The sequence below is a fragment of the Rhizobium sullae genome, from assembly GCF_900169785.1.
Classification (GTDB): Bacteria; Pseudomonadota; Alphaproteobacteria; order Rhizobiales; family Rhizobiaceae; genus Rhizobium; species Rhizobium sullae.
Genome location: NZ_FWER01000026.1, coordinates 16,328 through 28,397, shown reverse-complemented (window position 1 = coordinate 28,397; position 12,070 = coordinate 16,328). Strand labels below are relative to the sequence as shown.

Below are 12,070 nucleotides of genomic sequence, written 5' to 3'. Positions count from 1 at the left end.
GTATCACAGCGTCATTGAGCATCACCACCTCTATGCGTGCTCAGAATGCTGCGAGACGGATGAGGAAGAATTGGTCGCGAAGCCAAGTCTCTGTAGAAGAGGCATCTTACGCGTTTTTGGCTGTTTCTGTGACGGAGGCAGTTCTTGCGCCGCTTTTTTCGCAAGTTCAAAGTCAAAATCAAAAGACATTTCGGTTCCTCGTCCAACATTTGGAAATCTCGAAGAATAGAATGCAGGAAACGTGCCAACCGCTGCGTTAGGCGGCGCTGGCACGTCGACGTCAACCCTGTCTCGCCGAGCTATTGCGTTCAGGATACGGCCTCAAATCGAATGGATTGCGCGCCTTCCCACAGCGTGAGGCGCCCTATTTCGGCGAGTTGGTCGAGATTGGATGTGATTGTGATGAAATGATTGCCAGCCAGTTGGCCCATTTTCGATGAAAAATCGACGCCTCCGTAGGCAAGCAGGATTTCCGTTTCGCTAATGCCCCCCGGGTAAAGGATGATATGACCAGGGGCCGGATGGCTCGTATGGTTCTCATAACCGACGCCGAAATCATGGTCGCCAAGCGGGATCCAAACGCCCTCGCCAGACCAGCGAACGTGCACGATTTTACCATCGAACGGCATCTGCTTGATGAATGCCTCACAGGTTTTGGGCGCTTTGGCAGTTTCCAGGACAGCGTCGAAGATGAATGGCCCTGCTGTAATTTTCAGTTTCATGATGTCACTCTTGTTAGATTTGAATGCTTGTTGATCTGTCTCGCCGCAGCCTTCCGATATTGCCCGTCGCCCTTGGTGCCCACCAGGACACCGTTTTCGACGACGGGCTTTCCGGCGACAATTGTCGTTATCGGCCACCCGGTGATATTGATCCCCTCGTAGGGCGAATAGTCTGCACCATCATGCAGGTCCGCATGACGGATCGTCCGTTCGATGGCTGGATCCCATATCGCGATGTCCGCATCTGCCCCCACTGCAATTGTTCCCTTTTGTGGATAGAGGCCGTAGGTCTTTGCATGGTTCGTTGATGTCAGGGCGACGAAGCGCGGCAGATCGATGCGTCCGGCCATAAACCCTTGCGAAAACAGGATGGGAAGGCGGGTTTCGACGCCTGGAATGCCATTGGGAATGTGCCTGAAATTCGTGCGACCTTTGGGATTAAGCTTCCCGTGCTGGTCGTCGTAGCGGAACGGGCAATGATCGGATGAAAAGAGCTCGAATGCCCCGGTCTCGATCCCACGCCAGCATTCCTTCTGGGCATTTTCATCCCGCGGCGGCGGAGAGCAGACAAGTTTTGCGCCCTCCCAATCCATGCCCTCGAGGTCCTTGGCGGTGAGCGTCAGATATTGCGGGCAGGTTTCCCCGACGACCTTGATGCCTCTCATCCTTGCGCGAGCGATCTCTTCCATCGCCTCGCCGTTCGAGACGTGCACAATGACAACAGGAACGTCTACGATTTCGGCAAGCGCCAGGGCGCGGTGCGTGGCTTCACGTTCGACAGCGACCGGACGGGTGGAGGCATGAGCGCGTGGGGCAACGTCGCCCGCCAGCTCGTGTTTTTCGATCAGGAACCTGATTGCGTCCTCGTTTTCACAATGGACCATGACGGTGGCGCCGGTCCGTCGCGCGACGTCGAGCGTCTTTAGGATCTGCGCGTCATCGAGGCGCAGGTTCTCATAGGTCATGAAGACCTTCAGCGACGGGTAGCCATCGGCCACAAGGGCCGGCAACTCCTGGCCCAGCACAGCGTCACTGGGGTCGGATATGATCAGATGAAAACTGACGTCGGTATAACACTGGCCCTCTGCGAGCGCATGATAGGCCGTTAGCACCTCTCGTAGCGACTTGCCCTTTTCCTGAAGGCAGAACGGCATGATGGTCGTATTGCCGCCGAACACCGCCGACAGCGTTCCGCTCTCGAAGTCGTCCGCCATCTCGATCTCTTCGCCCGAAGACTGGGAGATATGGACATGGCTGTCGATGCCGCCCGGAAGGACATATTTGCCCGAGGCGTCGATTGCGCGCGCAGCACCCGACAGGCTCTGCCCGATCTGGACAATCTTGCCGTCTCTAATGCCGATATCGGCCTGGAAAACATCCGCGGCAGTCGCCACCGTACCGTTCTGAATGATGAGATCGTAATCGCTCACAAACTTGACCCTCAGTGTTGCAGGATTTTGCCAAGGAAAGCTTCGGTTCGCGGATTGTGTTTTCCCGCGAAAAACTCCTCGCTCGGTCGATCCTCGACGATCTCGCCCTGATCGATGAAAATCACGCGAGTCGCCACCCGGCGGGCAAATCCCATCTCATGGGTGACGACCATCATGGTCATGCCGTCCTTTGCCAGTCCGGTCATGACGTCGAGCACTTCGGAAATCATCTCTGGGTCAAGTGCGGACGTCGGCTCGTCGAAGAGCATGGCGAGCGGATCCATCGCGAGCGCCCGAGCGATGGCCACGCGCTGTTGCTGCCCGCCGGAGAGTTGGCTTGGATATTTTTGCGCGTGGTCCGTCAGCCCGACGCGATCGAGAAGCGCCATGGCCTTCGCGTGGGCTGCCGTTTCGCTTCGGCCAATGACAATCTTCTGCGCCAGCATGATATTGCCGATGATCGTCAGATGCGGAAACAATTCGAAGTTCTGGAAGACCATCCCTACTCGTGTGCGAAGGTTCGGCAGGTCGGTCTTCGGGTCGCCGACTTCGATACCATGCACTCGGATCGAACCTTCCTGAAACTGCTCGAGCCCGTTGACGCATTTGATCAACGTCGATTTGCCCGACCCCGAGGGACCGCAGACGACCACGACCTCACCGCGCTCGACGTTTACCGAGCAGTTCTTAAGGACAGCGAACTGACCGTAATATTTGGTAACGCCAGTGATCTCAATCATGCCCGGCCTTTCTGGAAACGTGAGATGGAAAAGGGTTGCAAGGCTCTATCGGTCTCGCGACCGAGAACGAGCCGAGACGTCAACTGGCCGACGATCGGGCCGAGCGTGTAGCCGTTTGAAGTGACGGCATTGAAGAACCCAGGCATTGACGGATGTTCGCCGAGGATTGGCGCGCCGTCGATATTGATGTTCATCGCTGCCCAGCTTCGGATGACGTGAAGTTTGCGCAGAGCGGGAACGACGTGCTGGGCAACCCAAAGGTTCCCCTCAAGGCTCGACAGCAGCGGGCGCGGATGTTGATGGAAGGGATCGAGGCCTGCGGTCCAGCCGCCGCCAATGATGAAGTTCCCGTTTGCCGCCTGCTTCAGGGTTAAATGGCGGTCAGCATGGGCGACGAGACACGAGATCAAAGGTGCTGCGGCCTCGGTAACCACCATCTGCAGCGGAGCACCGAATACCGGCACGTCGACACCGAGCATCGCGCCGATCCTTGAGGCGAAGGCTCCGGCTGCATTGACGATCTGTTTTGTCCGCAAGATGCCCCTCGATGTCTTGACCTCGAACCCGCCGTCCGAGGTCCTTATTCCGGTGACCTCGCAGTTTTCGAAGACTTGAGCGCCGTCTCGCCGTGCCGCCTCCAATATATATTGCGTAGCGACGAGAGGGTTGATCTTGCCCTCCTGGGAGCAGTAGGCAGCGCCGACGAAGTGAGAAGACAAAGCAGGCTCCAGAGAGCGTAGTTCGTCTTGCCCGATCAAGCGGCAATCAATCCCGGCCGCGCACTCCACACCGACCTTTTCCGCCAGAAAATGCATATGATCATCGGTTTCCGCCACCATGAGGCCGCCTGTGACCTTCATCTCGAAATCCTGTCCCAACTCGCTCTGCAGCGCGGCCCAAAGAGCGATTGAATCGCGCTGGAGGGGAAGTGTTTGTGCGGCAGCTCCGCCGCCACCTTCGGCACGGGCACCATGGTCGAAGGAAAGCAACTGAGCATGAAGACTTCCTGCATTCCCTCCGGACGCCAGCGAGTTCGCAAAAGCGCGCTCCACGACCGTAACGTCCTCGCCTTCCCGGGCAAGGAAGAGCGCCGTCGAAAGGCCTGCAATGCCTGCGCCGATTACCAGCGTGGACGTTTCTGCCACGGGCAAGGGTTGAGGGTTCGCCAATGGGGGTTTTTCCGGCAAAAGCGCGCGCTTGTGCCCGCCCCATTCCGGCTTTTCGACTGCAAGCGCCGCAAGCGGAATAGGTCGAAGTGGCATTTGCGGAGCCAGAAAACCGCGTGTTTCGCCAGACAGGTGCCGTTCTTTCACGACGTCGGCGATCGCTTTGCCGCAGTAGCGGCTCTGACACCGCCCCATGCCTGCACGCGACAGGCGCTTTAATGTCGAGACGTCCTGCGCACTATTTGCGCTGAGGGTCCTCAAGGCACCGTAAGTCACCCCTTCGCAACGGCAGATCAAGGCATCATCTGGCGGAACCGCCGTCTTTGTCTTTGCATCGTCCTTCGGCGCGAAGACCTGCCAAAGCGCCTCTTGAAACCGTCTATGGCGGGCAAGCCTTTTCACTGCGCTTTCGTCGGTTTGGGCAAGGAGGCCCAGTTTTCGCGCAATCGCTGCGGCGGCAATCCGTCCTTCTGCCATCGCAACATGCGCGCCGCCGAAACGCGCCGCTTCACCGACAATATGCACGTTCGCAAGCGTTGTCTGACCGTCGAGATCTCGCACGGCCCGTAGATCACCGTCGACGACCTCATGGCCGCATCCGAGTAGCCGGGACAGCTCATTGGAGGATGTGAAATTGCCGCCGATAAGGACAGTGTCAGCATCGAGATTGGTCTCGCCGCCTGGTCCGGCGAAAGTGACGCTCTCCACACACTGCGAACCGTTGATCGAGGTGAGCACGCTATTCCAGTCTATCTTGACGCCCCTGGACCTCAGCGTCGATATCTGGCGTAATCCGTGACGGGCGAGAGCGGGATCCGTTGTCAGAAGCCTGAGGGCTGCCGCAGGCCGAGACCACGGTGGCGGTGCTGCTTCCAGCAAAGCCACTATGGAAGCTCCTGCCTTTCGAAGTTCGTTTGCGACCTGCATATTCAAAGGACCGTTTCCGGCGACAATGATCCTTCGGCCGGGCACAGTTCCGTAGCTCCTCAGCAACGTCTGGGCGGCCCCTGTTGTCATCGCACCGGGTAGTGTCCAACCCCTGACCGACGTTGGGCGTTCGTAGGCCCCTGTCGCGATAATGAGCATTTTCGGCTTGCAGTAAAATGCATGGCCGGATCCATAGCAGGCGATGATAAACGAACCGGCGTCGTCGCGTGCACCACCCCACACCACTGTCTCACTAAGAAATATCACGCCGTGGTCGCGCACTTTCCCTATAAGCGCTGCGCCGGATAAAGCCTGCTCGTCGCCACGCAATCGCTCAGCGGCGCTCGGTGTCGAGGGCTGTTTGAAATACTGCCCGCCGGCGGACGGCCGTTCATCAATGACAGTCACTTCGGCCCCGGCCACAGCAAGGACCTTAGCGGCGGCAAGCCCTGCGGGGCCTGCTCCGACAATGAGAACGTCCATCGTCCTTGTCGCCAAGGACTGCGGCACACTGCAGAGATCAGCAATCTGACCAGCGGCAAGGTCCGGCCGGGCGGCAGGGCGCAGGACCTGCATGTCATCGTCGACAGTGGTCATGCAGGCCCGCTGGCTGACTTTTCCGTCGATCGTCAAGAGACAGTCGTGACAGGCACCCATTCCGCAAAAGAGGCCACGGCCCTCGCCTTTGATGCCTCGGGAAAATTCATGCCGTCCCGTCGCCTCGATGGCGGCGGCAACAGACATGCCTTTTTCGGCAAATATCTGCAGGCCGTCGACCGAGAGCCTGACCCGCGCATCGTCGGGCCCCAAACTCTGCTTTATGGAAGCGACGGGCATCGTGGAATTCCTCAGGTGCCGAACGTCAGACCGAAATCAGTCACCAGCTTCTTCATTGCGGCGTCCCGCGCGGGTGGCAACGGTAGGCGCGGCGGACGCGGCAGGCCTGCGCCAAATCCCATGTGGGTCAGCAGTGATTTCGTACCTGCGACATAGGCCTGGCCTCCGACCGCGTGAATGACAGGCAGCCATTTGAGATAAAGCTCTCTTGCCTCATCGAACCTTTTCTCATCGGCGACAAGTTCGAAGATCCGCGCCATCGGTCCTGGCGCAACATTTGAAGCCACTGCCACCCAGCCCTGCGCACCCATAACGAAAGACTCGAACCCGAGAATGCCCCCGAACACAGTCATATCGTCGCCAGCCAGCCGGATGATGTCGCGCACGCGCGTCACTTCGAGGGTGGACTCCTTGATATAGTCACAGCCGTCGATTTCGGCGATCCGCTTGACCAACTCTGGCGTCAGATCGACGTTTGCGGTCGCGGGATTGTTGTAGATCATAATCGGGATGGTCACTGCAGACGCAATGCTCTTGTAGTGGTGAACGAGTTCGTCATCCGTTGGTGTGGAATAGAACGGCGGAATAATCATGACGCCGTCAGCTCCCATTGCCTCGGCCTTGACGCTAAGGCGAATGGATTCCCGCGTATCTTCCGCTCCCGCGCCGATCAGAACAGGCACCCGACCCGCGACAGTTTCGATGACGGTCCTCGCCACACCATCGCGCTCTTCCTCGCTGAGGGACAAAAACTCACCTGTCGATCCAAGAGGGATCAGGCCGTGTATACCTTCTTTGACCTGCCAGTCGGTAAAGGCAGCCAGCCCCTTCAGATCTACCGCGCTGTTGGAATCCAAGGGAGTAATCATCACGGTGTACACACCGCGGAACGTCTTTTGCATTTGAGAATCCTAGTTCTAGCGCTTCTCGTTAACGGAAAGTCGAGATCCGGCTTGACCGAGACGCTTTTCGATATGGCTTTGGAAGAAGTCCCAGAGCGTTGTGAGGAGGAGGTAATAAATCGCCGCGACCGCAAACAATTCGAGCACCATGAATCGTTCCTGGATGAGAACCTGGGTCCGGCGAAGGAGTTCTTCGACCGAGATGACGGAGGTGACAGAGGTCGTTTTCAAGAGACCGTTCACCGAATTGCCGAGAGGCGGCACGATAACTTTGAAGGCTTGCGGCATGACGATGTAGCGCATGATCTGACGCTCCGTCATGCCGAGCGCGCGCGCCGCCCTGGTCTGACCTTCCGGCACGGCTTCGATACCAGCGCGAATGATCTCCGCGAGATAAGCCGCCTCGTTGAGAGCCAATCCGAGCAACGCCGCCTCTATGACTGTGAACTTGATGCCGAACAGTGGAAGCGCCGTGTAGATCGCAATCAACTGTACAAGAAGCGGCGTGCCGCGAAAAAGCCAGATATACGCCTTGGCAAGGGAGTATGGCACTCGCCGTGACGATCGCCGCATCACTGCAAGGGCAAAACCAAGAATTAGCCCCGCAACCAACGAGACGACGGTGAGCCAGACGGTTGTGAACACCCCGCCAAGTATAAAGGGGTTGACCAGGTAACCGAAGAAGCCAGACCAGTTCCAAAGCGACATGAAGACGACCTTCTGCAAGAGGGCTGGCGCGACGTGGTCGCGCCCCGCCTCATCTCTAAACGACCTTTGAAATCAGTTCAGCGGCCTGGGCCTTTGACCGAATAGTCACCCGCGACCATCGGCAGGCCGTATTTGTCAAAGAGCGCCTTCAGAGATCCATCCGCCTTCATGTCTTTCAACGTCGCAGACACGGCATCAGCCAAAGCCGGGCTTTTGAATGCGACAGAAACCGGAGCGGGGTAGAGGCCGCTGATTGCCCGTTTGAAGTCCCCGCGAGAATCGTACTCCTTCGCGACGGCGTCGATCGACACGACACCCTGTACCTGGCCTGCCCGCAGAGCCTGGAAGGCCAAGGCGAAATTATCGAACGTCTGGATGGTCAGGCCTTCTTTGCCCGTGTCACGCAGTTCCTTGTCGAGAAGGCGTGTCTTTGTTTCCTCGAAACCACCGATTTCGACACCGATCGTCATGCCGGCCAGATCATCTTTTGCGGTGACGTTTTTCTTCGAATCCGGCGCCACGGAGATGCTGATGGCCTGATCTTCATAGGGGATCATCTGCATGATCTTGGCGCGTTCCTCGGTGAAGAAAATGCCCGTATTGATCATGTCCCAGCGGCCAGCCTGCAGACCCGGAACCATCGCGGAGAATTCGATGCGGACATACTCGGGCTCAAGGCAAAGGCGCTTGGCGATCTCTTTGCCGAGGTCGATGCGCATGCCCTTAAGATCGCCAGTGGAATCGATGAACTGGAGCGGAGGAAGCGTTGGATTGGTCGACATGACGAGCGTACCGGGCTTGATCAACTCGCCTGCCACCGCTTTGGGTTCGCAGGATTGAGCGAAGGCAAAAGACGCTGTGATCGACAGGAAGGACGCGGCAAAAACGCTGCGAGAGAAGTGTGAACGGAGCATGGAGAGCCTCTGGAGTTCGATTCATTATCGTTGGGTCCCGATCGTGCATTCAAGTGGGATCCCACTTTTATACAAAAGTCCACCGCGAATGCAAGTGCGTTTTCATCGGATTCAGTAGTTCGCAAGAACGCCCTGACGGACGACTTCGAGATGATCGGTCATGGCTCGGCGGGCGGCCTCGGCATCGTTGGAGGCCAAGGCAAGCAGGATCGCTCTATGTTCTCGCACGCCCGGCTTAGCGCGAACAACAGGCAGTTGCCGCTCAAAGATCGTTGTGTAGCGTCGCATCTCCCCGATGGTAGCCGCCATAAAGGGGTTGCGGCTCTCGCTTGCGATATAGTTGTGAAGCGCTTCGTCGAACGCCCAAACCACCTCGGGGTCAGGTTCGGGGTCGGTCTCGATCTCGTCAAGCATCCTTGCCAAAGGGTCCAGTTCAAGTCGCGAAACGTGAGGACTGGCGAGCGCGGCCGCAGTTGGTTCGAGCAGCATCCTCATGGTGAGACTGTCAAGGTAATCCTTGAGACTGATGACCCTGACCGAGAGAACGCCTTTTTCGTTTCTGACAAGTAGTCCCTCCCCTTCGAGACGTCCCAGCGCGTGGCGCATGGGAGAACGCGAAACAGCATGTTTCGTCGCCAGGCGGCGTTGCTGGACGACCGATCCCCCCGCGAGCCTGGCTGATAGAATATCAGCCAGCAGGGAACGGTAGGTTTCGTCAGCAAGGCTGGAGTCGCCAACTTCATTCAGACCATCGTCCATCTGCACTCGTTCCAGTCCTTTTCCAATTCGGCTATCATATGTAACAAGTGATCGCGTAAGGAAAGCGCGTTGCCGCGTCGTGCGGCCAACGCCTTAAAGAACAAGGAAATAGCGAACGGTGACAGACGCTTTAGCGGCCCCGGGTCGGAAAATTGCGGAGAAAGGGCAGCATAATCTTGCATCGCTGACCTACAAGGCCGTGTCCGACATGATCCGGCATCGCCGGCTGAAAGGCGGGCATGTCATCGTTGAGGCAAGGCTTGCCGAGACACTCGGGATTTCGAGGACGCCGCTGCGCGAAGCGCTTCAGAGGTTAGAGGGCGAAGGCCTGGTTCGCAAGGGTGATGGCCGAAACTACGTCGTGCGACAGGTGGATATCGGCGAGTATCTTCAAAGCTTGAAACTGAGGTTGTTGATCGAACCTGAAGCAGCGGTACTGTCGATCAACGCTATTCCGCGACGTCTTTTGATGAGCGTCCGGCAGGAAATCCACGACCTTTTGGACGCGACGGCGTATCACACAGACGCGCACTGGTTCTCGGACGACAATCTCCATAATATGATCATCGATCATTGCGGCAACGCGGTAATGGCAAAGGTGCTGCGGGAGCTTCGGGCGACCACGCGTCTCTTCGAAATCGACCGCCTGAAAGATCGCCTGAAGCCGGACTCCACGGAACACCTTGTTATCATCGAGGCGATCGACCGGGGCGACGTCGAGGAAACGCGCCGGGCTGTCGCCCACCACATCGAAAGCTTAATCGCATTTACTCGAATGCATCTGCAAGTCGCCGACCTCTAGTGCGATCAAGTGGACCGAGGAACAAGCCCGGTGAAACGATGATGGAGCCTCAATCAGAGTATGAATCAGTACCGAAGGTTGACCCATTTGTCGCTACTGAGTAAAGCTTTGATTTATATATAGGAATGACATCGTGTGGGGTCGCGATTGGCGCCTATGATGACCTCACTCGGATCGTAATTTTGCCTGCAAAGTCATGCACTTGCTTCCTCTTGTCCTGGGGTCAGCCTTCGGTGCTGATTCACAGTACAAGGTGCGACCCGTCCGGTCCGAGCGTCGTAGATGGACTTTTCCCGCTCGCGTCAATGTGTCTGGCCCGCCGGGGATAGGATGTAGCGGACATCAGAGGGGCCGGCCCACGCGTCGGCGACGGCCGTGAGCGGAAGCGTCGTGACGGGAGCGTCAAACCCTGCCTTGTTCGTTTCCGTCAGAAGCTCGCGGGCGCCGGCCAACAATTCCTGGATGGCGACGCTGCCGATGCCGCTGTCCATCAATTCGAGCCCCGAACCGCGAAAAGCATCGCCACGGAGCGAAATCTCGTCGCCCGCAACCGTGCCGAGCTGGACGTAACGCACCCTCGGTTCGCCCATTCTGGAACCGCGATTCTTCGTCGCGGCCGCGATCACCCGGCTGGCAGGCTCGCCCCAGATAAAGTCGAGGACGACATCGACGCCGCGGTCGAACTCGGCGCGCAGCGCCTCGTCGGCGGCGTCGTCGAGAGCAATTCGCGCTTCAACTTCGAGCCGGTCCAGCCGCTCGCGGCTGCGACCGACCGCGATAATCCTGCCTGCGCCGAAGTGCCGCGCGACCTGCACCGCCAGCGGACCACCCTGTCAGGTCGGTAGTAGGCGCCGTCGCGCGCTGCCGGATCGGTCGCCGCATACAGCGTGGGCAGAGCGCCCTGCCACGCAGGCTGGAACAGAAAAGGCAGGAAGCGGCGCGCCATCCCGGCCGCACTCGTCTGCCCCGCTCCGTTCGGAAGCAGATCGGTCCGCGAGATGCCAGGATGCGCCGCCAGGCTCTCGATGCCCCATCTGGCCGCCTTGCTGCGCCGGCTCAGTTCAAAGGCGAACATGACGCAGGCGAGCTTCGACTGGCTGTAGACCGGCATCGGCTTGTAGCCCCGCTCGGCCTGCAGGTCGTCGAAGTTGATTGCTCCATTACGCGCCGCCACACTGCCGAGGGTGACGACGCGCGGATTCCGCCCCTTCTTCAGCAGTGGCAGCAGATGCCCGGCGGCGCCACCACCACGCAGTCGTGCCCCAATTCGACAATCTGGCGATAAAGACCGTAGCCGGTCGGGCCGGCTTCATAACAAAAGTGAAGCTTCGCTCCACGCTTGGAAAGCTTGTTGACCATCGCCGCCACCGACGCCGGCTCCGACGAGATGTCGCCGAAAAACCGCACCTCGCCGTTACGCTCTCCATCGGCAACCGCCACTGAAATCTTCAGCTTCGACGTATCCAAGCCGATGAAAATTACGCTATTCTCTTTCATGGTTCGCCCTCGCTAAGCATGGGGCTCGGCTCCGGCCAATCCAGAGCAACCCCCGATTGTAGCTTACCGCGGGGGCGGGCCGCCTTCACCCACGAACATACGGTCTAAGCGTTTTTCTCCGTTGGCCACAGATATTCTCCGGTCAGCAATTTGTGTGCCCAGCCCAGGCACTCGATCAAGGCAGAGCCAGCGGAGGCCGTGAAGGCGCCGTTCGACATCATCGAGACCACAATCGTCACGAAAGGCGACGTGGCCATCTTCACAACACGCGTCCGCGGCGAGGCAGGTTCAGACAAGCCCGCCGCCACGGGCAAGTTCGCGGGCTCGGACGTGTACGCCTATGTCTGGCCGACATCGCTCAACAGCAGCGACATCGGCTTCGAAAAGGATCAGGGCATCGTCGCCCTCGCGGTGACCTTCCATCCGGACCTCGATGACGCCGCCGACGGCGGAAGGAACCGTGACGTCTGGCATCCCCATTGGGTGGTCCTCGCCGAAGACAAGGCCTGCGGTGGCGGCCGAAGGTCGTCGACATTCCGGAAGGCGCAACGCTCAAAGTGCCGCCGACATGGCCGAAGGTGCCGCTGCTGATCGACAGCCCGGATCATCCGACAACGTTCAAGGGCGATGCGGTTGATGTGGAAATTCCACTCGAATCGCTCGGCG

Annotated in this window: 11 protein-coding genes and 1 pseudogene; 2 read left to right on the top strand and 10 right to left on the bottom strand. The window is 58.7% G+C overall.

From position 1 onward, the window contains the following. Positions 1 to 308 precede the first annotated feature (308 nt). The 8 genes from BN1800_RS22390 to BN1800_RS22355 form a co-directional block, all read right to left on the bottom strand. Positions 309 to 722, bottom strand: coding sequence for a DUF3830 family protein (locus tag BN1800_RS22390; RefSeq protein ID WP_003543599.1), 414 nt, complete (start codon positions 720 to 722; stop codon positions 309 to 311). Continuing rightward, positions 719 to 2,152 carry a dihydropyrimidinase gene (gene hydA, locus BN1800_RS22385; RefSeq protein WP_087001185.1) on the bottom strand — a complete coding sequence of 478 codons (1,434 nt, stop codon included), beginning with the start codon at positions 2,150 to 2,152 and terminating at the stop codon, positions 719 to 721. The genes BN1800_RS22390 and hydA overlap by 4 nt, the downstream gene beginning before the upstream one ends. 11 nt (positions 2,153 to 2,163) lie before the next feature. Beyond that, positions 2,164 to 2,892 (bottom strand): amino acid ABC transporter ATP-binding protein, encoded by a 729-nt coding sequence (locus tag BN1800_RS22380; protein WP_027512661.1) that lies wholly within the window; start codon positions 2,890 to 2,892, stop codon positions 2,164 to 2,166. Beyond that, positions 2,889 to 5,822 carry an FAD-dependent oxidoreductase gene (locus tag BN1800_RS22375; protein ID WP_425299055.1) on the bottom strand — a complete coding sequence of 978 codons (2,934 nt, stop codon included), beginning with the start codon at positions 5,820 to 5,822 and terminating at the stop codon, positions 2,889 to 2,891. The genes BN1800_RS22380 and BN1800_RS22375 overlap by 4 nt, the downstream gene beginning before the upstream one ends. 11 nt (positions 5,823 to 5,833) lie before the next feature. Continuing rightward, entirely contained in the window at positions 5,834 to 6,724 is an 891-nt protein-coding gene (gene dapA, locus BN1800_RS22370; protein WP_087001181.1) for a 4-hydroxy-tetrahydrodipicolinate synthase, read from the bottom strand. 15 nt (positions 6,725 to 6,739) lie between these two features. Continuing rightward, positions 6,740 to 7,432 carry an amino acid ABC transporter permease gene (locus BN1800_RS22365; RefSeq protein ID WP_087001252.1) on the bottom strand — a complete coding sequence of 231 codons (693 nt, stop codon included), beginning with the start codon at positions 7,430 to 7,432 and terminating at the stop codon, positions 6,740 to 6,742. A gap of 77 nt (positions 7,433 to 7,509) precedes the next feature. Further along, on the bottom strand, positions 7,510 to 8,346 hold the full coding sequence (locus tag BN1800_RS22360) for an ABC transporter substrate-binding protein (protein ID WP_087001179.1): 837 nt from the start codon (positions 8,344 to 8,346) through the stop codon (positions 7,510 to 7,512). A 111-nt stretch (positions 8,347 to 8,457) separates the two neighbouring features. Beyond that, the gene (locus BN1800_RS22355; protein WP_179213860.1) at positions 8,458 to 9,111 is read right to left on the bottom strand and encodes a GntR family transcriptional regulator; all 654 of its coding nucleotides are present in this window, start codon (positions 9,109 to 9,111) and stop codon (positions 8,458 to 8,460) included. A 112-nt stretch (positions 9,112 to 9,223) separates the two neighbouring features. On the opposite strand from BN1800_RS22355, the gene BN1800_RS22350 reads away from it, so the two are divergent. Continuing rightward, entirely contained in the window at positions 9,224 to 9,907 is a 684-nt protein-coding gene (locus BN1800_RS22350) for a GntR family transcriptional regulator (RefSeq protein ID WP_027512656.1), read from the top strand. A gap of 302 nt (positions 9,908 to 10,209) precedes the next feature. On the opposite strand, the gene BN1800_RS22345 is transcribed toward BN1800_RS22350, so the two are convergent. Then, positions 10,210 to 10,722, bottom strand: coding sequence for a hypothetical protein (locus BN1800_RS22345; protein ID WP_244564602.1), 513 nt, complete (start codon positions 10,720 to 10,722; stop codon positions 10,210 to 10,212). Between the two features lie 421 nt (positions 10,723 to 11,143). Continuing rightward, positions 11,144 to 11,404: pseudogene (locus BN1800_RS22335) on the bottom strand (IS110 family transposase); the annotation flags it as partial. Between the two features lie 198 nt (positions 11,405 to 11,602). Between BN1800_RS22335 and BN1800_RS42630 the strand changes: the two are divergent. Beyond that, the gene (locus tag BN1800_RS42630) at positions 11,603 to 11,995 is read left to right on the top strand and encodes a hypothetical protein (RefSeq protein WP_244564601.1); all 393 of its coding nucleotides are present in this window, start codon (positions 11,603 to 11,605) and stop codon (positions 11,993 to 11,995) included. The last annotated feature ends 75 nt before the right edge of the window (positions 11,996 to 12,070 follow it).

Coding starts and splice junctions, on each gene's coding strand:
- BN1800_RS22390 (WP_003543599.1), bottom strand. CDS start 722: ATGAAACTGAAAATTACAGCAGGGCCATTCATCTTCGACGCTGTCCTG.
- BN1800_RS22380 (WP_027512661.1), bottom strand. CDS start 2,892: ATGATTGAGATCACTGGCGTTACCAAATATTACGGTCAGTTCGCTGTC.
- BN1800_RS22375 (WP_425299055.1), bottom strand. CDS start 5,822: ATGCCCGTCGCTTCCATAAAGCAGAGTTTGGGGCCCGACGATGCGCGG.
- dapA (WP_087001181.1), bottom strand. CDS start 6,724: ATGCAAAAGACGTTCCGCGGTGTGTACACCGTGATGATTACTCCCTTG.
- BN1800_RS22365 (WP_087001252.1), bottom strand. CDS start 7,432: ATGTCGCTTTGGAACTGGTCTGGCTTCTTCGGTTACCTGGTCAACCCC.
- BN1800_RS22360 (WP_087001179.1), bottom strand. CDS start 8,346: ATGCTCCGTTCACACTTCTCTCGCAGCGTTTTTGCCGCGTCCTTCCTG.